Origin of the sequence: Halorubrum sp., from assembly GCF_046498025.1 — an archaeon.
Classification (GTDB): domain Archaea; phylum Halobacteriota; class Halobacteria; order Halobacteriales; family Haloferacaceae; genus Halorubrum.
Genome location: NZ_JAWOBM010000041.1, coordinates 35,733 through 53,931, shown reverse-complemented (window position 1 = coordinate 53,931; position 18,199 = coordinate 35,733). Strand labels below are relative to the sequence as shown.

22 protein-coding genes and 1 pseudogene are annotated in these 18,199 nt (G+C 71.1%); 16 read left to right on the top strand and 7 right to left on the bottom strand.

Annotated elements, in window-relative coordinates; genetic code table 11:
* The first annotated feature begins 183 nt into the window (after positions 1-183).
* From R6U01_RS08490 to R6U01_RS08480, 3 genes are all read left to right on the top strand, one after another.
* Entirely contained in the window at positions 184-444 is a 261-nt protein-coding gene (locus R6U01_RS08490; RefSeq protein WP_410286029.1) for a hypothetical protein, read from the top strand.
* Complete coding sequence (locus R6U01_RS08485; RefSeq protein ID WP_410286028.1) at positions 441-695, top strand: hypothetical protein; 255 nt, start codon at positions 441-443, stop codon at positions 693-695. The genes R6U01_RS08490 and R6U01_RS08485 overlap by 4 nt, the downstream gene beginning before the upstream one ends.
* Before the next feature lie 149 nt (positions 696-844).
* Entirely contained in the window at positions 845-1,063 is a 219-nt protein-coding gene (locus tag R6U01_RS08480) for a DUF2892 domain-containing protein (protein ID WP_410286027.1), read from the top strand.
* Between the two features lie 86 nt (positions 1,064-1,149).
* Here R6U01_RS08480 and R6U01_RS08475 read toward each other — a convergent pair whose 3' ends face one another.
* Positions 1,150-1,446: a universal stress protein gene (locus R6U01_RS08475; RefSeq protein WP_410286026.1), complete on the bottom strand. Its 297-nt coding sequence runs from the start codon at positions 1,444-1,446 to the stop codon at positions 1,150-1,152.
* Here R6U01_RS08475 and R6U01_RS08470 point away from each other — a divergent pair.
* Positions 1,369-1,695 (top strand): annotated as a pseudogene (locus R6U01_RS08470) (amino acid transporter); the annotation flags it as partial. The gene R6U01_RS08475 and the pseudogene R6U01_RS08470 sit on opposite strands and share 78 nt — an antisense overlap.
* 81 nt (positions 1,696-1,776) lie before the next feature.
* Here the strand turns inward: R6U01_RS08470 and R6U01_RS08465 are convergent.
* Both R6U01_RS08465 and R6U01_RS08460 read right to left on the bottom strand, forming a co-directional pair.
* Positions 1,777-2,703: an SDR family NAD(P)-dependent oxidoreductase gene (locus R6U01_RS08465; RefSeq protein WP_410286025.1), complete on the bottom strand. Its 927-nt coding sequence runs from the start codon at positions 2,701-2,703 to the stop codon at positions 1,777-1,779.
* A gap of 152 nt (positions 2,704-2,855) precedes the next feature.
* The gene (locus R6U01_RS08460; protein WP_410286024.1) at positions 2,856-3,572 is read right to left on the bottom strand and encodes an SDR family NAD(P)-dependent oxidoreductase; all 717 of its coding nucleotides are present in this window, start codon (positions 3,570-3,572) and stop codon (positions 2,856-2,858) included.
* A 303-nt stretch (positions 3,573-3,875) separates the two neighbouring features.
* Here R6U01_RS08460 and R6U01_RS08455 point away from each other — a divergent pair, with 303 nt between their 5' ends.
* Positions 3,876-4,325 carry a pyridoxamine 5'-phosphate oxidase family protein gene (locus tag R6U01_RS08455; protein ID WP_410286023.1) on the top strand — a complete coding sequence of 150 codons (450 nt, stop codon included), beginning with the start codon at positions 3,876-3,878 and terminating at the stop codon, positions 4,323-4,325.
* 54 nt (positions 4,326-4,379) lie between these two features.
* Here the strand turns inward: R6U01_RS08455 and R6U01_RS08450 are convergent, their stop codons facing one another.
* Positions 4,380-4,811 (bottom strand): pyridoxamine 5'-phosphate oxidase family protein, encoded by a 432-nt coding sequence (locus R6U01_RS08450; RefSeq protein ID WP_410286022.1) that lies wholly within the window; start codon positions 4,809-4,811, stop codon positions 4,380-4,382.
* A 93-nt stretch (positions 4,812-4,904) separates the two neighbouring features.
* Positions 4,905-5,417, bottom strand: coding sequence for a zinc ribbon domain-containing protein (locus R6U01_RS08445; protein WP_410286021.1), 513 nt, complete (start codon positions 5,415-5,417; stop codon positions 4,905-4,907).
* Between the two features lie 101 nt (positions 5,418-5,518).
* On the opposite strand from R6U01_RS08445, the gene R6U01_RS08440 reads away from it, so the two are divergent.
* From R6U01_RS08440 to R6U01_RS08430, 3 genes are read left to right on the top strand one after another with little or no spacing between them, the layout of a single operon-like run.
* Entirely contained in the window at positions 5,519-6,460 is a 942-nt protein-coding gene (locus R6U01_RS08440) for a pantoate kinase (RefSeq protein WP_410286020.1), read from the top strand.
* A gap of 36 nt (positions 6,461-6,496) precedes the next feature.
* Positions 6,497-6,799 carry an AbrB/MazE/SpoVT family DNA-binding domain-containing protein gene (locus tag R6U01_RS08435; protein WP_410286019.1) on the top strand — a complete coding sequence of 101 codons (303 nt, stop codon included), beginning with the start codon at positions 6,497-6,499 and terminating at the stop codon, positions 6,797-6,799.
* On the top strand, positions 6,796-7,272 hold the full coding sequence (locus tag R6U01_RS08430; protein ID WP_410286018.1) for a PIN domain-containing protein: 477 nt from the start codon (positions 6,796-6,798) through the stop codon (positions 7,270-7,272). The genes R6U01_RS08435 and R6U01_RS08430 overlap by 4 nt, the downstream gene beginning before the upstream one ends.
* Positions 7,273-7,276: 4 nt before the next feature.
* Here R6U01_RS08430 and R6U01_RS08425 read toward each other — a convergent pair whose 3' ends face one another.
* On the bottom strand, positions 7,277-8,047 hold the full coding sequence (locus R6U01_RS08425) for a hypothetical protein (protein ID WP_410286017.1): 771 nt from the start codon (positions 8,045-8,047) through the stop codon (positions 7,277-7,279).
* A gap of 125 nt (positions 8,048-8,172) precedes the next feature.
* On the opposite strand from R6U01_RS08425, the gene R6U01_RS08420 reads away from it, so the two are divergent.
* Genes R6U01_RS08420 through R6U01_RS08410 form a run of 3 tightly spaced genes read left to right on the top strand, consistent with a single transcriptional unit; the run spans position 8,173 to position 11,732 of the window.
* On the top strand, positions 8,173-9,564 hold the full coding sequence (locus tag R6U01_RS08420) for a signal recognition particle protein Srp54 (protein ID WP_410286016.1): 1,392 nt from the start codon (positions 8,173-8,175) through the stop codon (positions 9,562-9,564).
* A gap of 52 nt (positions 9,565-9,616) precedes the next feature.
* Positions 9,617-10,450 (top strand): hypothetical protein, encoded by an 834-nt coding sequence (locus R6U01_RS08415; protein ID WP_410286015.1) that lies wholly within the window; start codon positions 9,617-9,619, stop codon positions 10,448-10,450.
* Positions 10,451-10,505: 55 nt separating this feature from the next.
* Positions 10,506-11,732 (top strand): MFS transporter, encoded by a 1,227-nt coding sequence (locus tag R6U01_RS08410; protein ID WP_410286014.1) that lies wholly within the window; start codon positions 10,506-10,508, stop codon positions 11,730-11,732.
* 30 nt (positions 11,733-11,762) lie between these two features.
* Here the strand turns inward: R6U01_RS08410 and R6U01_RS08405 are convergent, their stop codons facing one another.
* Positions 11,763-12,191, bottom strand: a complete 429-nt coding sequence (locus R6U01_RS08405; protein ID WP_410286013.1) for a DUF2237 family protein — start codon at positions 12,189-12,191, stop codon at positions 11,763-11,765.
* Positions 12,192-12,334: 143 nt separating this feature from the next.
* On the opposite strand from R6U01_RS08405, the gene R6U01_RS08400 reads away from it, so the two are divergent.
* The 5 genes from R6U01_RS08400 to R6U01_RS08380 all read left to right on the top strand — a co-directional run bounded on the left by R6U01_RS08400 (position 12,335) and on the right by R6U01_RS08380 (position 18,088).
* Positions 12,335-13,639, top strand: coding sequence for an MFS transporter (locus R6U01_RS08400; protein ID WP_410286012.1), 1,305 nt, complete (start codon positions 12,335-12,337; stop codon positions 13,637-13,639).
* 69 nt (positions 13,640-13,708) lie between these two features.
* A complete protein-coding gene (locus R6U01_RS08395) occupies positions 13,709-15,556 on the top strand; it encodes a helix-hairpin-helix domain-containing protein (protein ID WP_410286011.1) in 1,848 nt (615 codons plus the stop codon).
* A complete protein-coding gene (locus R6U01_RS08390) occupies positions 15,556-16,134 on the top strand; it encodes a Mut7-C RNAse domain-containing protein (RefSeq protein WP_410286010.1) in 579 nt (192 codons plus the stop codon). Before R6U01_RS08395 ends, R6U01_RS08390 begins: the two co-directional genes overlap by 1 nt.
* A gap of 71 nt (positions 16,135-16,205) precedes the next feature.
* The gene (locus R6U01_RS08385) at positions 16,206-16,850 is read left to right on the top strand and encodes a hypothetical protein (protein WP_410286009.1); all 645 of its coding nucleotides are present in this window, start codon (positions 16,206-16,208) and stop codon (positions 16,848-16,850) included.
* 83 nt (positions 16,851-16,933) lie between these two features.
* Positions 16,934-18,088 carry a pyridoxal phosphate-dependent aminotransferase gene (locus tag R6U01_RS08380; protein WP_410286008.1) on the top strand — a complete coding sequence of 385 codons (1,155 nt, stop codon included), beginning with the start codon at positions 16,934-16,936 and terminating at the stop codon, positions 18,086-18,088.
* The last annotated feature ends 111 nt before the right edge of the window (positions 18,089-18,199 follow it).

Genomic DNA, 18,199 nt, shown 5'->3' with positions numbered 1-18,199 from the left:
AACCAATTCTAGATGAATTATAAAGAATCTCATAGGTTCTGAGCCCGTTTTGAACGGTCGCACACGATTCGTGAACAGTCCCGAAACGTCCGGGGTTTCGGTTAATCCAACCAAACCCGCGCCAACGCTCTGGCCCTTATATGATGGCGGCGGTCCACGCGACGAGTATGTCCGGTGTTCCCCATGTCGAGTAAAACGTCCTCTTCGCCGATTCGGGCGCCGATGCGGATCGGGGCCAGCGTCTCGAGCGCCTGTTGGAACCGAGCGGTCGCGAGCGTTCGCGCGGTCGCCTTCTGGGCGGCGATCCTGCTTCCGGTCGCGTACGTGCCCGCCGCCTACGGAGCGATGGGCTTCGACGGGTGGAGTCCCCTGGCGCTCATCGCCCTCCACGCGGCGTGCGTCGTCGTCGGTCACAACCACGGCAGCGCCGGGAGCCAGTCATGAGCGCGACGGACACCGCCGCGGGGTCGTCCGAGTCGTCGGGGTCGAAGGCCGAGCGGCTCGCGGCGTTCCTCCGGGCGGAAGCGGCCGACGGCGAGACGTACTTCAAAGCGAAGTTCATCGCCGACGACGTGGACCTCTCGCCGAAGGAGATCGGCGCGCTGATCGTCCGGCTGCAGGACTCGATGCAGGACCTCGAGATCGAGAAGTGGTCGTACACCGGGGCGACCACGTGGCGGGTCGCACCGCGGTAGCGGATCCTCACGCGAGCGGATCGACGGCGACGTCCGCGTGACGGCACCGTCGACACGACGCGGTGAGGGCGTCCTCGCTCGACGCGACGATATTTTCATTCCCTCGCGGGGGCCTCAGCGTTTTAGTCCGCGTAGCCGTTAGGACGCGTATGAAGCGAAACGTCGGACGGATCGACGCGCTCGCCCGGATAGCCGGCGGCGTCGCGATCGCGATCCTCGCGTTCCTCGTCGCGAGCGGCAGCGTGAGCGTCCCGGTCGTCTCCGCGGTCGGTCTCGGTATCGCCGCGGCGGTACTGATCGTCGAGGGCGCGACGCGGCGGTGTCTGCTGTACCGCGCGCTGGGAATCGATCGCTGTCCGGTGGAGTGACGCGGAGCGAGCGGCGTCCACCGTACAGAACGGGCGGCATCCACCCTTCCGAACCAGCCGACACCGAGCCGGCACGGGCCGAACGCCTACGTGTCCCGGACGATCAGCAGCGGACCGGACGACTCGTCGATCACGTCGTCGGTCACGTCACCGAGAATGCGGTCGGTCAGTGAGGGCTCCGATTCGCCCACGACGAGGAGGTCGTAGTCCTCGGCGGCCCCGACGATCGCGTCCGCGACCGAGCCGCCGCGTTCCTGCCGCCAGTCGAGACGGGCCGGGTCGATCCCTTCGTCTTCGGCGAGACGGTCGCAGGCGGGGTGACGGCCGTGCTGGTGGCCACCGGTCGAACGGAAGTGCTCGCCGAAGTCGCGTCGTTCCCCCACCTGATCATGTACGGACCCATCTGCGTCGCGCTCGTCGTGATCCGCCGGCGGGACCCGGCGTGGTACGATCCCGCGTTCACCTCCCCGGGGTACCCGGCGGTTCCGATCGTGGGCGCCGTTTCGAGCTTCGCACTGATCGGGTTCATGCAGCCGCTCTCACAGCTTCTCGGAGTCGCCCTCTCGTTCGTCGCGATCGGGTGGTACCTGTTTTACGTCAGGGACGTCCGGCTCAAAGACCGGGTGTCGTGACGGCCGCGCGCCGTGCCGATACGCGCTACTCACGGCGAGCCGTCGCGGTGGTCCGGGTCCGTGCGACGACGCTCCACCGGCTCAGTCGCCGGATCCCGTCCTCGCGGCGTCCGAGAGCGGCGGCTCCACCTCGAGGAGGTCTGCGCTCGCGTCCCAGAAGCGGCGGGCGGCCGCCGTGTCCGCCGCCGCGCGCGACGGCCGCGTCGGCCGTTGGTCGGCGAAGTACCGGCCCGAGACGTCGGCCGTCCGAGGCGACACGGCGGGGACGAGCAGTTCGGCGGCGCCGTCCGCGACGCTCGTGACGACGGGCAGGGCGTCGAGCGCCCGCAGGACGCGCGGCAGCGGTCCCGGGAGAAAGCGACTGAACCCGCTGCCCGGGATCGCACCGGGGTGGACGCTGTTCGAGACGACGTCGCGACCGGCCGCGTCCAGGCGGGCGGCGAGCTCGTTCGCGAACAGGACGTTCGCGAGCTTCGAGTGCCCGTACGCCCACGTCGCGGAGTACCCCTCGACCGTCCGTACGCTGGTCAGGTCGAGCTCCGTCCCCCGGTGGGCGGCCGACGCCGTCGTCACGACCCGAGCGCCGTCGGCGAGGTGATCGAGCAGTTCGGCCGTCAGCAGATACGGACTGAGGTGATTCACGTGGAAGGTGTACTCGACGCCGAGGGCGGTCAGTCGTCCCTTCCGGAAGAAGCCGCCGGCGTTGTTGACCAGCAGGTCGAGCCCGTCCGTCTCCCGGCGAACGCTCGCGGCGAGCTCCCGTACCGAACCGGGGTCCGCGAAGTCCGCCCGGATGAACCGGCCGTGCGCGCCGACCGCCTCGAGCTCGTCGACGACGGTCGCTCCGGCCTCGCGGTCGCGACCGTGCACGACGACGTCGGCGCCGAGCCGACCGAGCGCGAGCGCCGCGGCCCGTCCGATACCGCTCGTCGATCCGGTCACCAGCGCCTGGAGGCCCGTGCAGTCGACGTCTTCGACGCCCGCGATGGTCTCCGGTTGCTTCGTCATGCCGCGTGTTAGTCCCGAGCGGACTTGATACCCACTGGCGTTCACCGGCGTCTCGCCCCCGATGCTCGCGACGGAGCGTCTGCCGTGGGCCGCCGCCGTCACCGCGAGCCGGTGCGAGCCACCGCCGGCCGAGTCGGTTTCGATCTCGGAGGCTACCACGAGATCCGCTCGCGGTCCTTCCAGAGTCGCCCGGCCGGGCTTCCCGGCGCGAACCGCGCGAGCCACACCGGCGTCTCGGCCCCCTTCGACGGCGACCGGGGTGCGCCCTCCCCGCCCATGTCCGTTCGGACCCACCCCGGGGAGACCGCGTTCGCGATGAGCCCCCGGTCGCCGTACTCGGCGTCGAGGTACGCCGTCAGCCCGCCGACGCCGACCTTCGAGAGCCGGTAGGCCGGGTACCGACCGCCCATCTGGCCCTCGGTGAACCGTCCGAGGCCCGACGAGAGGGTGACGACGCGCCCTCCGGGCTCGTCCAGAAGCAGCGGTATCGCGTGTTTGGTCACGAGAACCGGCCCGCGGAGGTTCACGGCCATCGCGCGGTCGAACTCGCCGATCTCCATCTCGTGGAGCGGCCCCGACCGGGGGAAGACTCCCGCGTTGTTCACCAAGACGTCGAGCGAGCCCCGTTCGCGCTCGATCCGTTCGACGGCCGCCCGGGCGTCGTCGGCTTCGGTCACGTCCAATCGGACCGCGTGCTGGTCGGGCGCGGTGACGTCGTCCGGATCCCGCGCGCCGGCGTACACGGTCGCTCCGAGCTCGACGAGCTCCGCGGCGATCTCGGCGCCGATCCCGCGCGTCGCCCCCGTGACCAGGGCCACGTCGTCCGCGAGATCCGCCTTGAGATCGACCGTCGGAGGCGCGTTCGCCATATCGACCGTTCGGCCGCCCCGCACATAGAAGCCCGGGGCCGACAGCACATCCGAGACGCGTCCGGTCCACTGCGGCGGCTCGTCGAAATCCATCCGTCGGAGGGACTCCCGTCCGAACCGTGGCCTCGTGATCGTCGGTCGTCGGTCGTGACCGTCAGTCGTCGGGCGGCCGTCGCCCCGCCGGTCCTCAACGCCGCGGACGGGACAGCGCGCTCGGCGGTCGCACGCGGGGCGCGCCGGCTCTGGGTAGACACGTGCTAACTCTTGGCAGAATTTATGTCCCAGTGCGCGTATACGGGACGTATGGATTCGGAGCTTCGGCCCTTACTGGGCATGGAGATGGAGGAGTCCGCGATCGACGACCTGCTGACCGAGATGGGCGTCGGCGTCCTGTCGATGAGCGCCGACGGGGTACCGTACGGCGTTCCGTTGTCGTTCGGGTACGACGGTACCGACAGGCTCTACTTCGTGTTTCTCGGTGCGACCGCCGACCTGCGGAAGGAGACGTACGCCGACCAGTCGGACGTCGCGAGCTTCACGACGTTCGCCGTCGATCCCGACGGAGCGTGGCGGAGCGTGGTCGTCGCCGGACCGCTCGACCGGATTTCCCCCGGAGACTGGGACGCCGCCCGCGAGGCGATGCTCGACAACGCGTATCGATCGAAGCTCCTCGCCGAACACGAACTCCAGGAGAACCCGAACGTCTGGGCGCTCGAGGTCGCGGAGCGCTCCGGGCGCGCGGTCGGTCAGTGAGTCCCGGTCCTCGCCGTTCGGTCCCCCCGGTTCGACCCCGTGCAGCCGAGGTTCCTACTCGACGGTTTCCCGACCGGCAACGGTCTCCATTCCCAGCTCGTACAGGGTGAACCCGACGTTCTCGATCGCCTCGTCGAACAGCCGAAACGGCTGGAACCACTCGTTGAGCGTTTTCTCGTCGACGTCCCCTTCCCACTCCCGGAGCGGACCGCGAACGTGAATACTCCACGACTCGGTCGTCGAGGCCTCGTAGCACACGAACGTGGCGGTCTCGGTCGTTTCGATGAACCGCCCCTTCTCGCTGTCGTCGTCGTGCTCGCTCATCCGAAGCAGGAATCGGTCGCCGTCGTAGTGATAGCTCAGCGGGACGGTGTACGCGTCGTTGTCGTCCGCCAGTCCGAGGACGCCGTGCTCGCCCGCTCGCAGGTACTCGTCGACGTCGGACTCGGACATTCCGCTGGTGTACACGTACTCTGCGTGTTCCATACGACCTCCACGTGACGGAGGGACAAATAGACACCCCGCCTGTCAGCCAACGACCACGAACGAACCCGCGGACCTGCCGCCGGGTATTCCGTTCTACTCGCTCTCGTTCCACGGGAGCGGCTCCGTACACCAGTGACAGAAGTCGAGTTCGGCGTCGGTCTCCTTCCCGCAGTTCGGGCACTCGACCTGCAGCGTCTCGTCGTCCTCGCTGGTGATCTCGGTCACCGGCGAGCCGGCGACGGGTCCCTCGTCGTCGGCGCTCGCGGCGCGGCGCCGGACCGCCTCCGCGGTCGCGTCGACCCGGTTCCGCTCGGCGACGTCCGCCCGTCCGACGACGTAGGCGTCGATCGAGGACAGCACGTACAAGAGGGCGACCGGAAGCGTCACCTCGGTCGGGAGCGCGGCGGCGGCGTCCGCGGCCTCGGCCGGCGTCAGGACCGAACTGCCCGCGTCGACGTCGTAAAACGCGAGCAGCGCCACGCCGCCGCCGACGATCGTGAGGTGCCACAGCAGCGCCCGGCCCCAGCGGCGCAAGACGAGGTGCCCGAGCCCCGGGAACACCAGCGCCAGGACGGCGGCGAGGACGGGACGCAACTGGTCTCGCATACGAGCCGGGTTTGGGTGGGGACTATTTACCGCCTGCGGTGTCGTCGCTCGCTCCGGCGCGGATAACAACCGTTAATCGACGCCCGGTCGTCCGGTTCGCCATGAGCAGGGCGACCGCCTTCGTTCCCGGGCACGTCACCGCCTTCTTCAGCGCGCACCCGGCCGAGCGTCCCGCGGCCGCCGGGTCGCGCGGGGCCGGCCTCACCCTCACCGACGGGGTGACCGTCCGGGTGTCGGCGGCGGACCGGGCCGAGAGCGCGAGCGGCGCGACCGACGCTTCACGCGAGACCGACGGGTCCCACACGATCGACGGGCCCCACACCATCGACGGGTCCCACACGATCGACGGCGACCCGGGGACGATCGGCGCGGTCGAGGACGTGGTCGCGGAACTGGGCTGTGAGGGCGCCGACGTCGCGGTCAAGACCGACCTCCCGATCGGGGCCGGCTTCGGCGTCTCCGGCGCCGCGGCGCTCGGCGCGGCCCTCGCGGCCAACGACGCCCTCGACCGCGGGCGCTCCGAGAACGAGCTGGTCCGGATCGCCCACGAGGCGGAGGTGGGTCGCGGCACCGGCCTCGGCGACGTGGTCGCGCAGGCCCGCGGCGGCGTCCCGATCCGAGTGGAGCCCGGCGCGCCGGGGGTCGGCGCGCTCGACGGGATCCCCGCCGCCGCCCGCGTCGAGTACGTCACCTTCGGCGAGCTGTCGACCGAGGCGGTCTTGGGCGGCGACACGACCGCCCTCTCGGCCGCCGGGGAGGACGCGCTCGCCCGCCTCCGCGCGGACCCGCGGCTCCCGACCCTGATGGACGCGGCCCGCGAGTTCGCCCGCGAGGCGGACCTCCTCGTCCCCGAGGTCGCCGAGGCGATCGCGGCGGTCGGCGAGGAGGACGACGCCGCGGGCCGGGAGCCCGACGACCACGGTGCCGCCATGGCGATGCTCGGCCGCACCGTCTTCGCGCTCGGCACTGGGCTCTCCGACGCGGGCTACGACCCCGACGCCTGCCGGATCGACGCCGCGGGGGCGCGGGTCATCAGCGAGTAATATTTATATTGTATTACTAAGAACGTATTACTAGGTATGCCCCGAGTCACTACGAAGGGACAGGTCACGATCCCGAAAGAAATTCGAGACGCCCTCGGGATCGAGCCCGGAGACGAGGTGGACTTCGAGCGAGTCGGCTCCGGGTATCGGCTCCGGAAGCGGGCCCCGACTACCGAGGACGGCGAGGACCCCTTCGAGAAGTACCGTGGCAGCGCGGACAGCGACGAGACGATGTCGGAGCGGATGCGTCGGCTCCGCGGTGAGTATCCCCGCGAGGCGGACGAATTGCCTTCCGCCGACGAACGGTCCGGAGACGAGAAGACGGGGAACGATCTGTGACGACGGCCGTCGACACGAACGCGTTCCTCGCGCTGCTTTACAACGACGAGTACGCCGACGCCAGCGAGGCGGCCCTCAGGCACGCGTACCGAGAGGGAGCGCTGGTCGTCACGCCGATCGTGTACGCCGAGCTCGCGGCGGACGGCCGGTTCGACTCCGCTGCCGACTTGGATCGGTTCCTCGCGGATTTCAGCGTCGGAGTCGCCGATCCGTCGCGTGAGGCGCGGTTCGTCGCCGGCGATCGGTTCCGCGAATACGTGGACCGCAGACCGGACGGCGTCCAGTGTCCTTCGTGTGGCGAAAAACGATCTATCGACTGCGAGGAGTGCGGCGAGTCGCTCTCGCCGAGACAGCACATCGCCGCGGATTTCCTCATCGGCGCGCACGCCGCCGTCGACTGCGACGGCGTGGTCAGTTTCGACGAGGGGTTCTACTCGACGTACTTCCCGTCGCTGACCGTGTTCCCCGCGTGACCGGCTACCCGCTTGCGCCGGGAAACAGATCTCTTGACATCCTCCCCGCGCTGAAGCGCGAGGCTTTCTCCTCGATTCTCCGTAAGTCCGAGTGTACGCGGGGATCGATCGGCGCTTCGTGGTTCTGGGCCGCGGACGGATCGGCCGCGATCCGGTCTCGGGCCCGTTGCCACTCCTCGTGGCGACACAGGACGTTCACCGGAACTCCGTCGAGTTCCAACACCGACGTGATCGCCGCCCGGTGGAACCCCTCGCACAGTTGGACTTCTCTGCTCCGTCCGATCGCGACGACCGGTTCGAGCCGGTGGACGTATGCCCCCTCGAAGGGGTTCTCGGTCGATGCCGGCTCGTGGTCAGCCTCGGTGTTCGGGCGATACCCTTCCTCCTCGATCGACCGGATCAGGTCGTCGAGGTACGCGAGGCGGACCCGTCGATACTCGTCGATGCTCTCGTAGCCGCGCACGCGAGAGCCGGCCGCGAACCGCTCTTTCGCGCGACGGTACGGGGGCGTCTCCTCCCACGGGTCACCCTCCTCGTACCGCTGCCGAATCGACCGATACACCGCTGTCTCGCGGAGCGGCTCCTTCCCGTTGATATCCCAGTTGCCGCCCTCGACGCGGCCGATACCTCGACCGAGGCGAAGCCTCCCGTTGTGGTGTCTCAGGTTCGTCGGGTCGACTCGTCTCGTCGCCCACGGGTCCGCCGGCGCCCGGTACCGCTGGTCGTTCGCGAACGCGTGCCAACGGGTGTAGTAGCGGAGTCGGTCGAGGTCCATCGGACGAGCGGCCTCAGGTCGGGCGTCCCGCCAGTTAACCGATCGCCTCGCAGGTGCGGAACACGGGGCCTGCCACGACCGCCGACGAACAAAGCTTTACCGCGTCGACCGCCTATCTCCGGCAAATGGTACTCGACGACCTCGGTACGTCCCTCCGGAGCAGCCTCGACAAGCTCCAGGGGAAGTCCCGACTCTCCGAGAGCGACGTCGAGGAGATCGTCAAGGAGATCCAGCGCTCGCTCCTCTCCGCCGACGTCGACGTCTCCCTCGTCATGGAGCTGTCGAACTCGATCAAGTCCCGGGCCCTCGAAGAGGAGCCGCCGGGCGGCACCACGGCGAAGGACCACGTCCTCAAGATCGTCTACGAGGAGATGGTCGACCTGGTCGGGGACTCCACGGAGCTCCCCCTGGAGAACCAGACGATCCTCCTCGCCGGCCTCCAGGGGTCGGGGAAGACCACCTCCGCCGCGAAGATGGCGTGGTGGTTCTCGAAGAAGGGGCTCCGCCCCGCCGTCATCCAGACGGACACCTTCCGGCCCGGCGCGTACGACCAGGCCAAGCAGATGTGCGAGCGCGCGGAGGTCGAGTTCTTCGGCGACCCCGACAGCGACGACCCCGTCGACATCGCGCGGAGGGGATTAGCGAAGACCGAAGGCGCCGACGTCCACATCGTCGACACCGCCGGGCGCCACGCGCTCGAAGACGACCTCATCGCGGAGATCGAGGAGATCGAGCGCGCCGTCGACCCCGACCGCTCGCTGCTCGTGTTGGACGCCGCGATCGGGCAGGGCGCGAAGGAGCAGGCCCGCCAGTTCGAGGAGTCGATCGGCATCGAGGGCGTGATGATCACCAAGCTCGACGGGACCGCGAAGGGCGGGGGCGCCCTGACGGCGGTCAACGAGACCGACTCGTCCATCGCCTTCCTCGGGACCGGCGAGACCGTCCAGGACATCGAGCGGTTCGAGCCCTCCGGGTTCATCTCGCGGCTGCTGGGCATGGGCGACCTCAAGCAGCTCTCCGAGCGCGTCGAGCGCGCCATGCAGGAGGCCCAGGAGGAGGACGAGGACTGGGACCCCGAGGACATGCTGAAAGGGGAGTTCACCCTGAAGGACATGAAAAAGCAGATGGACGCGATGAACCGGATGGGCCCCCTCGATCAGGTGATGGACATGATCCCCGGCATGGGCGGCGGGATGATGGACCAGCTCCCGGACGACGCGATGGACGTCACCCAGGACCGGATGCGCAAGTTCGAGCGCATCATGGACTCGATGACCGAGGAGGAGCTGACGAACCCCCGCGTCGTCGGTCAGTCGCGCACCGAGCGGATCGCCCGCGGCTCCGGCACCGACGAGGAGACGGTCCGGCAGCTCTTAGAGCAACACTCCATGATGGAACAGACGATCAGCCAGTTCCAGGGCATGGGCGAGGGCGACATGCAGCGCATGATGAAGAAGATGGGCGGCGACGGCGGCGGCCTCGGCGACATGATGGGCGGCGGCAAGGGACCGCTCTGAACGACAGGGGGATCTCACCGACGCTTTTGAGGGCCGCCTCCGAACTCGCGGCATGGTCCGCCCCTCCGACGGCCCTTCAGTCGATGACCCGCCGGCCGACGGGCCGTCTCCCCGCGGGTCGCTCCTCGACCGCACCCTCGCACACGTCGAGCGGCTTCTCCCGCTCGCGCTCGTTCCCCTCGTCACCGCGCTGCTCAACGTCGACGACCTGACAGCCACGGCGGAGACCGACTCGGTGGTCTCCGTCAGCGCGTCGTTCCCCGTCTATCGGTACGACCTCTGGAGCATTATCGACTCGCCCGGTGACGGCGGCGCGTCGGCCGCGGTCCCCCTCGACTCGGTGGGGTCGCTCGCGCTCGTCGCCCCCCTTCTGGCCGCGTACGTCGTCGTCTCGGGGGCACTGAGCGCGGGGTACTTCGGGAGCATCGCGGAGGGGGTCACGACCGGTCGCTTCGACTTCGTCGCCAACGTCAGACGATTCGCCGTCCGGTTTATCGCGCTGGAGGCGCTCGTCGTCGCCGCGGTCCTCGTCGTCTTCGTGCCGCTGGCCGCGTTCCCGCCGCTGTTCGTGGTCGCCGTGATCGCCCTCCTCGTCCTCTCGTACCTGTTCTTCCCGACGGTGTACGTCCTGGTGCTGGAGGACCGCGGGATCGACTCCGCGATTCGGCGAGCGTACGGCCTCGTCGAGCGACACCGACCGCTGTGGTTCTTCCTCGCGCTCGCGGCGGTGACGGCGCTCTGTTCGGTCCCGCTGAGCGCGCTCGCCTACGCCGGCCCCGTGCCCGCGGTCGTCGCGGCGGTGATCGCGGCACCGGTCGGCCTCACGTTCAACGTCGCGACCGCGCTGAAGGTCGCCGCGATGGGCGACGTCGACGTGGCGCGCTGAACTCCGCTCGGGGCCTTCACGACGCTTATACGTGCCACCGGACTACGTTCGTTCGATGAACCTCGGCCGAGTCAGGGAGTACGAGGTGCTCGCGCTGACCGCCCTGATCTGGTTTCTCGGGAAGTTCGTTCGGTACGCGTTCCCGCCGCTCTTCGAGCCGTTGCAAGCGAGCTACGGCGTGAGCAACGCCGCCGTCGGCGCCGCGTTCTCGGGATTCATGGCCGTCTACGCGCTGATGCAGTTCCCGAGCGGAACGGTCGCCGACCGCGTCGGTGCGGTCCGGGTGATCACGGCGGGAGCGGCCGTCGCGGGCCTCGGGTCGCTCGCGGTGCTGCTCGACGCGCCGTTCGTCGCGCTCGCCGGCGCGATGCTCGTCATCGGCGCGGGGACGGGCGTGCACAAAACGGTCGCGATCCGGCTGCTCGCACGTGTGTATCCGGCTCGAACCGGACGCGCGCTGGGCGTTCTCGACACCGTCGGCGCGTTCGGCGGGGTGGTCGCGCCCGCGGCAGTGGTGCTGTTCGTCTCCCCGCCCCCCGGGCTCGCGACCCTGCTCTCCCGGTTGCCGGGCGCGAACTGGCGCGCGCTCTTCGTCGTCACCGGCCTCGTCGCGCTCGCGCTCGCCGCGGCCTTCCTCGTTCGCGTTCCGGGGCGGCTCCCGGCCGACGCCGACCGCGGCCCGGAGCGCGAGGGCCCGGAACCGAGCGCCCGCGACTACCTCGCGCTGTTCGAAGACCGGCGGATCACGGCGTTCGTCTTCGTGACGATCGCCTTCTCGTTCGCGTACAACGGGACGGTCGCGTTCCTCCCGCTGTACCTCGCCGAAGTGGCGGGCCTCTCTACGACGACCGCGAGCCTGCTGTACTCCGCGCTGTTCGCGGTCACGTTCGTCCAGCTCGTCTCCGGTGACCTCTCGGACCGACTCGGTCGGTTCCCGGTAATGGTCGCCGCGCTCGGACTCGCGGCGGCGGCCCTCGTCGGAATCGTCGCGCTCGCGGGATCGGGCGCGGTCGTCCTCGGTGTGCTCGTCGTCGCGCTGGGGGTCGGGTCCCACGGGCTCCGCCCCGTCCGCGCCGCATATCTCGTCGAGGCCCTCCCCGAGCGGCTGGCCGGCGGCGGTCTCGGCGTCGTCCGGACGCTGACCATGAGCGCCGGCGCGGTCGCGCCCGTGTTCGTCGGCGCGCTCGCCGATGCCGCCGGATTCCGCCCCGCGTTCGCGCTGCTCGCCGGCTCGGTGGGCGCGGCGGCCCTCGTGGCCGCCGGACTGTGGGCGACGGCGTAGCTCGGGCCTGAGCCGCCCGCCCGTCCGTCCTCACTCCGCCGACGAACCGGGGTCGAACGCCTCGGAGTCGCCTCTGTCCGGGTCGAACTCGTGGTCACGGAGTCGGTCCGCGTCGACCGCGCGGAGCACGGACTCGTCCGTCGCCTCCAACACGACCGGCGGCGCGACCCCGGCGTCGGCCGCCTCGATCCACCGGCCGACGCAGAGACACCAGCGGTCGCCCGGCTCCAGTCCGGGGAAGTCGAACTCCGGCCGCGGGGTGATCAGGTCGTTACCGCGCTCGCGGCTGTACCTCAGGAACTCCGCCGTCACGACCGCACAGAGGGTGTGCTCGCCCGCGTCGCCCTCGACGTCGCGGCAGCGGCCGTCGCGGAGATACCCCGTGACGGGGTCGTGGCCGCAGGCGGCCAACTCGCCGCCGAACACGTTGCGGTCGTCCTCGCTCTCGTCGATGGACACGTCCCCCGTTCGAGCCTGGACATCTTATCTGTGGCGCCGGAACCGCTCCCGACATCGGACGTGCCCTCGGCGAGGGTGACTTCGCCGCCGACCGCCCGTCGACGGATCGGTGCGTCTATCCGACGGCCCGCTCATCCGGTGGCATGGCCGAACGCTGGCTGTACGGCTGGGGGCTCGGATCGGTCGCGCTCGGCGGCGCGTCGCTCGTCGTCCCGCTGTACGTCGTCGAACTCGGCGGGGGACCGGTCGCCCTCGGCGTGCTCGCCGCGGTCGCCGCCGTCGTCGGGGTCCCCGCCGCGCTGGGCGCCGGGCGGTTCGCCGACCGGACCGGGAAGCGCCGCGCGGTCGTGCTCGCGATGCTGGCGCTCGTCGCGGTCGGAATCGCCGTGATCCCGCTCACCGACCGGGTGAGGCCGGTGATCGTCGCGAACGGCGTGATCTGGTTCGCGTTCGCGGCGGCCACCCCCGTCCTGACGCTGCTCGCGGTCGCCGACGTCCCGGAGAGCACCTGGAGCGAACGGATCGCGCTGTTGAACCAGTACCAGGGCGTCGGCTGGGCGCTCGGACTGCTGCTCGGCGCGGTCTGGACGAGCGTCGGCGGGCGGGTCCTCCCGACCGGGACCCTGATCCGGTGGCTGTTCGTCCCGCTCGTCGCCGTCGCGGTGCTCGGTCTCGCCCTCGGGGCCCGCACGCTGCCCGCGGATCCGGGTCCCAGCGGCGACGGGGAGGTGTCGGGGACTCGGCTCCGACGCGCGATCCGTGCGGCCGACCGGTTCAGCGTCCGGAGCGCCACGTTCCCGTTCACCGTCGGGCGAGCCGACTTCCGCGGGCTCCACCCCCGTCGGTTCGCCGAGCGGTTCACGCCGGTCCTCGCGCTGTACTTCGCCGCCGTCTTCTGTTTCTTCGCCGGGTTCGCCGCCTTCTTCGCGCCGCTGCCGGCGTTCCTGACCGCGGTCGGGTTCGACTCAGACGGCGTGTTCGCGCTGTACCTGATAAACGGGCTCGCCGCCGCCGCCCTCTTCGGCACCGCGGGACGGCTGACCGCCGACCGCGACGTCGCCCTCCTGCAGATCGCCTCGCTCTCGACGCGCGCGGTCGCGCTCCCCGCGGTCGCGCTCGTCGGCGCGGCATGGGGCGCGACGGCGCTCGGCTTCGGTGCCGCCGCCCCGGTCTTCGCCGTGATCGGACTGACGTGGGCGGTGATCGCGGTGACCGGGGGGACGCTCGTCGCCCGGTTCGCCCCGCTGTCGATCCGCGGGGAGGCGCTCGGCACGTACGCCGCGCTCGGCGCGCTGGCCGGCGGGGTGGGCAGCCTGGCCGGCGGGTGGCTCGCCGAGCTGAGCTACGCCCTCGCCTTCGGCGCCGCGGGCGCACTGGTGCTCCTCGGGGCGGCGATCGTCTTCCTCGTCCGGCGACACACGGTCGTAGAGACGCCGTTCCGCGGCTAGGGGACGCGGCGAGCCGGGCGACACCGACCGGCGGGCAGTATAAGGAGCGCCCGACCGAAGCCCGAGCAAATGAGCCGGAACGACGAGGTCGCCACCCTCCTAGAGGAGTTCGCCGACCTGCTCGAGGCGACCGGAGTCGAGTACAAGCCGACCGCGTACCGCCGCGCCGCCGAGAACGTCCGCGAGCACACCGCGCCGATCGAGAACCTCGCGGGCGAGGGGGAGGAGACCGTCGCCGAGATCGACCGCGTCGGCGACGCGATCGCCTCGAAGATCGTCGAGTACTTCGAAACCGGCGAGATCGAGGAGCTGACGGAGCTTCGCGAGGAGCTTCCGGCCGACATGGCGGCGCTCACGGCGGTCGAGGGCGTCGGCCCGAAGACGGTCGGGAGCCTCTACGAGGCGCTCGGGATCACCACGCTCGACGAGCTGGAAGCGGCCGCGGAGGCGGGCGAGATCCGGGACGTCTCCGGGTTCGGCGCGAAGACGGAGGAGAACATCCTGCAGAACATCCCGTTCGCCCGCGAGGCGCGGAAGCGGACTCGACTGGGCGACGCCAGGCCCGTCGCCGACGCGGCGCTCGCGTACCTCTCCGACCTCGACGCGGCCGAGTCGGTCGAGGTGTGCGGGTCGATCCGTCGCTGGAAGGACACCATCGGCGACATCGACCTGCTCGTCGCCAGCGACGCGACCGGGCCGGTCCTCGAGGCGTTCACCGACTGGCCCGAGGCGGACGCGACGATCGAGGCCGGAACCGGGAAGGCGAGCGTCCGCGCGGACGGGACGCGAGTCGACCTCAGGATCGTCGATCCGGCGGAGTTCGGCGCCGCGCTCCAGTACTTCACCGGCTCGCGCGCCCACAACGTCGCGGTGCGCAACCGCGCGATCGACCGCGAGCTCAAGCTCAACGAGTACGGCCTGTTCGACGTCAGCGACGTCGACGGCGCGGACGCCGGAGCAGACGCGGACGTCGCGGACGTCGCGGACGACGACGCCGACGGAGCCGACGCCGACGGCCAGCGCGTCGGCGAGCGCGTCGCCGGGGAGACCGAGGCCGGGGTCTACGAGGCGCTCGGCATGGACCTGATTCCGCCCGAGCTCCGCGAGAACAACGGCGAGGTCGAGGCGGCCGCGACGGGCGGGCTCCCCGACCTCGTCGCGCCGGACGAGCTGCGCGGCGACCTCCACACGCACACCGACTGGTCGGACGGCGGGTTCGCGATCGCGGAGATGATCGCGGCGGCCGCCGAGCGCGGCTACGACTACCACGTCGTCACCGACCACGCCGCCGGGCCGGGGGTCTTCGGTAACACCGGGCTCGACGAGGCCGAGATCGCGGAGCAGGCCGAGGCGGTCGCGGAGGCGGCCGACGAGGTCGACGGCGCCGCCATGGCAGGCGAGGGGGTCGACGCCGATATCGAGGTGTTCCACGGGATCGAGGCGAACATCGACGCCGAGGGCGCGATCACCACCGACGACGCGACGCTCGCCGACCTCGATCTGGTCGTCGCCTCGCCCCACTCGGCGCTCGGACAGGCCGACGAGGCCGCGACGGAGCGGCTGGTCCGCGCGGTCGAACACCCCCACGTCGACGTCTTAGGCCACCCGACCGGCCGGATCATCAACAGCCGCCCGGGCATTGCTCCCGATATCGAGGCCGTCGTCGCGGCCGCGGTCGACGCCGACACCGCGATCGAGGTGAACGCGAATCCGGCCCGTCTCGACGCCGACGGCGACACCGTGCGCGCCGCGGTCGGCGCGGGCGCGACGATCGCCGTCAACACCGACGCGCACTCGCCTCGCGAGCTCGACAACGCGCGGTACGGCGTCCACACCGCCCGGCGCGGCTGGGCCGAGACCGCCGACGTGCTCAACGCGCGCTCGGCGGACGACCTCCGAGCGTTCCTCGACGACTGATGTCGACCGGCGACGGCGGGGACGCGGGAGGGGAGTCGACCGGCGACCCCGACCCGCCGCGCGTCCTCCTCGACGCGATGTGCGGGAAGCTCGCGACGTACCTCCGGATGTGCGGGTACGACGCGGCGTACGCGCTCGACCGCGGGGTCGAGGCCGACGACCGGGTCCTGTCGATCGCGGACGCCGAGGACCGGATCCTCATCACCCGGGACCGCCGGCTCGCCGCGCGCGCCGACGACGCCCTCTGCCTGACCGAGCGCGACGTGCTCGACCAGCTCCGCGAGGTCGCCGCGGCGGGGCTTCCGGTGGAACTCGCCGCGGAGCCGACGCGCTGCGGCGCCTGCAACGGCCCGGTCGAACGGGTCGGCCCCGCGGGGACCGATATCGATCCCGACGACCGCCCGGAGTACGTCCCCGACGACGTGGGCGCGTCGCCGGCGGGCGACGCGACGGACGAGATGACGGGCGGCAGTCCCGACGCCGACCCGCGCCCCGCGTGGCGCTGTCGCGACTGCGGGCAGTGGTTCTGGAAGGGCGGGCACTGGGCGTCGGTCGCGTCGCGCCTCGACGACCTCTGAACCGCGACCCGCGGGAGACCCCGCGACTCCGAGCGTAACTGGCTTGCCCGCGACCCGCGTACGGGTCGGTAATGAACCGCGAGCAGGCGGTCGACCGGCTGGCGACGCTCGTCGACCGGGTCGAGGACGAGACGATGCCGGTCCCCGTCCGCGAGGTGTGGGCGTTCGGCGACGTGGCGCTCGGGCTCGACCCCGTCGAGCGACTCGACGTGTACCTTACGAAGGACGTGATCATGGGCGGCGATAGCGAGGCGGCCGCCGCGTTCGAGGACGAGTACGGCGTGAAGGGGGTCGGCACCTCCGTGCGCGCCGAGTGGGCGGAGGCGCACCCGGACCGCGTGCGCGCGAGCGACAACGGGTACGCCGCCCCCGAGCAGTGCCTCGCGGCCGAGCTCGTCGACGACGACGAGCCGATCCACCTCGAAGTGTGCAACGCGAGCTTCGAGGACAACGTGCGTCAGCGCCTGAAGGGGGCGCTGGCCCGAGACGCGTACGAGGAGGTGCTCGACCCGCGCGGCGTCTGCCTGTGGGTCGACGGCACCCGCGACGGGGAGGCGTTCGACCGGCTCCGGGAGGCCTCCCTCGCGATGCCGACGCTCCCGGCCGCGCTGGGGATGCTCGGCGCCGACGAGGACGTGGCGCGCGAGGCCGCGGAGGTGCTCAAACGGCAGCGGGCCGCACAGGAGGGGGCGTCGGTGCGCGGCGACATGGTGTAGCCGCCGCCCGCGCCGGTGGCCGTCGGTCGCCCGCGGTTGGCCGCCACCGGACCGCTTTTTGACCGGTTCGCCGTGTGGACGGTATGCCCACGCCCACCGACCGCGTCCGGCGCGCGGAGCGCTCGCGAATCCGCGTGATGTTCGACCTCGCACAGCGTCACGACGGCGACCTCGTCCGACTGGAGGTCGGCGAGCCCGACTTCGACACGCCCGGGCACGTGATCGACGCGGCCGCGAGCGCCGCCCGCGGCGGCGCGACGCACTACACCTCGAACGCGGGACTCCCCGAGTGCCGGCGGGCCGTCAGCGACACGCTCGCGGGCGAGTACGGCGTCGAGCACGACCCGGACGAGATCGTCGTCACCGTCGGCGGGATGGAGGCGCTCCACCTCGCGGTCCTCGCGACGGTGTCGCCCGGCGAGGAGCTGCTCGTTCCGGGCCCGACGTGGCCCAACTACGAGACGCAGGCGACGCTCGCGGACGGGACCTTCCGCGAGGTGCCCATGCCGGCCGAGACGGGGTTCGCCCTCGACGCCGACCGCGTGATCGACGCGATGAGCGACGACACCGCGGCGATCGTGCTCACGACGCCGTCGAACCCGACCGGTCGCGTCTTCGACCCCGACGAGTGCCGGGCGGTCGTGGAGGCCGCGGCCGACTACGACGCCTACGTGATCGCCGACGAGGTCTACCTCGGGCTCACCTACGACGGTCCGGCCGAGGGGATCGCCGCGTACACCGGCCACCCGGACCACCTGCTGACGGTCGGCTCCTGCTCGAAGGCGTACGCCATGACCGGCTGGCGCCTCGGCTGGCTCGCGGGCGATCGTCACCTGATCGACGAGGTGGTGACGATACACGAGTCGACCACCGCCTGCGCGTCGAGCGTCGCGCAGCACGCCGCGATCGCCGCCCTGACCGGCCCGCAGGAGCCGTTCGAGGAGATGTACCGCGCGTTCGAGGAGCGGCGCGACCTCGTCGTCGACCGCGTCGAAGCGATCGACGGGCTCTCGTGTCCCCGGCCGGAGGGCGCGTTCTACGCCTTCCTCGACCCCGGTCTCGACGCGCCCGCCATCGACGTCGCGAAGTACCTCCTCCGGGAGCACGGCGTCGTGCTCGCGCCCGGCGACGGCTTCGGCGACACCGCGCCCGGACGGCTCCGGCTCTCCTTCGCGAACTCCGTCGACCGGCTCGAGGAGGGGTTCGACCGGATCGAGGCCGGGCTGGCGGAGTACTGACGGTTCGCGCCGTTGGGATCCGGCTTTCGAACGAGCGTCCCCGGACGACCGATCGGCGGGGAGTGCGTGGTGGTCGACGGGATCGCTACCGACCCCGACAGCGGCTCAAAT

Coding starts and splice junctions, on each gene's coding strand:
- R6U01_RS08390 (WP_410286010.1), top strand. CDS start 15,556: ATGTCGACCGGCGACGGCGGGGACGCGGGAGGGGAGTCGACCGGCGAC.
- R6U01_RS08380 (WP_410286008.1), top strand. CDS start 16,934: ATGCCCACGCCCACCGACCGCGTCCGGCGCGCGGAGCGCTCGCGAATC.
- R6U01_RS08395 (WP_410286011.1), top strand. CDS start 13,709: ATGAGCCGGAACGACGAGGTCGCCACCCTCCTAGAGGAGTTCGCCGAC.
- R6U01_RS08465 (WP_410286025.1), bottom strand. CDS start 2,703: ATGACGAAGCAACCGGAGACCATCGCGGGCGTCGAAGACGTCGACTGC.
- R6U01_RS08440 (WP_410286020.1), top strand. CDS start 5,519: ATGAGCAGGGCGACCGCCTTCGTTCCCGGGCACGTCACCGCCTTCTTC.
- R6U01_RS08410 (WP_410286014.1), top strand. CDS start 10,506: ATGAACCTCGGCCGAGTCAGGGAGTACGAGGTGCTCGCGCTGACCGCC.
- R6U01_RS08455 (WP_410286023.1), top strand. CDS start 3,876: ATGGATTCGGAGCTTCGGCCCTTACTGGGCATGGAGATGGAGGAGTCC.
- R6U01_RS08400 (WP_410286012.1), top strand. CDS start 12,335: ATGGCCGAACGCTGGCTGTACGGCTGGGGGCTCGGATCGGTCGCGCTC.
- R6U01_RS08450 (WP_410286022.1), bottom strand. CDS start 4,811: ATGGAACACGCAGAGTACGTGTACACCAGCGGAATGTCCGAGTCCGAC.
- R6U01_RS08445 (WP_410286021.1), bottom strand. CDS start 5,417: ATGCGAGACCAGTTGCGTCCCGTCCTCGCCGCCGTCCTGGCGCTGGTG.
- R6U01_RS08385 (WP_410286009.1), top strand. CDS start 16,206: ATGAACCGCGAGCAGGCGGTCGACCGGCTGGCGACGCTCGTCGACCGG.
- R6U01_RS08485 (WP_410286028.1), top strand. CDS start 441: ATGAGCGCGACGGACACCGCCGCGGGGTCGTCCGAGTCGTCGGGGTCG.
- R6U01_RS08480 (WP_410286027.1), top strand. CDS start 845: ATGAAGCGAAACGTCGGACGGATCGACGCGCTCGCCCGGATAGCCGGC.
- R6U01_RS08415 (WP_410286015.1), top strand. CDS start 9,617: ATGGTCCGCCCCTCCGACGGCCCTTCAGTCGATGACCCGCCGGCCGAC.
- R6U01_RS08490 (WP_410286029.1), top strand. CDS start 184: ATGTCGAGTAAAACGTCCTCTTCGCCGATTCGGGCGCCGATGCGGATC.
- R6U01_RS08460 (WP_410286024.1), bottom strand. CDS start 3,572: ATGGCGAACGCGCCTCCGACGGTCGATCTCAAGGCGGATCTCGCGGAC.
- R6U01_RS08420 (WP_410286016.1), top strand. CDS start 8,173: ATGGTACTCGACGACCTCGGTACGTCCCTCCGGAGCAGCCTCGACAAG.
- R6U01_RS08435 (WP_410286019.1), top strand. CDS start 6,497: ATGCCCCGAGTCACTACGAAGGGACAGGTCACGATCCCGAAAGAAATT.
- R6U01_RS08425 (WP_410286017.1), bottom strand. CDS start 8,047: ATGGACCTCGACCGACTCCGCTACTACACCCGTTGGCACGCGTTCGCG.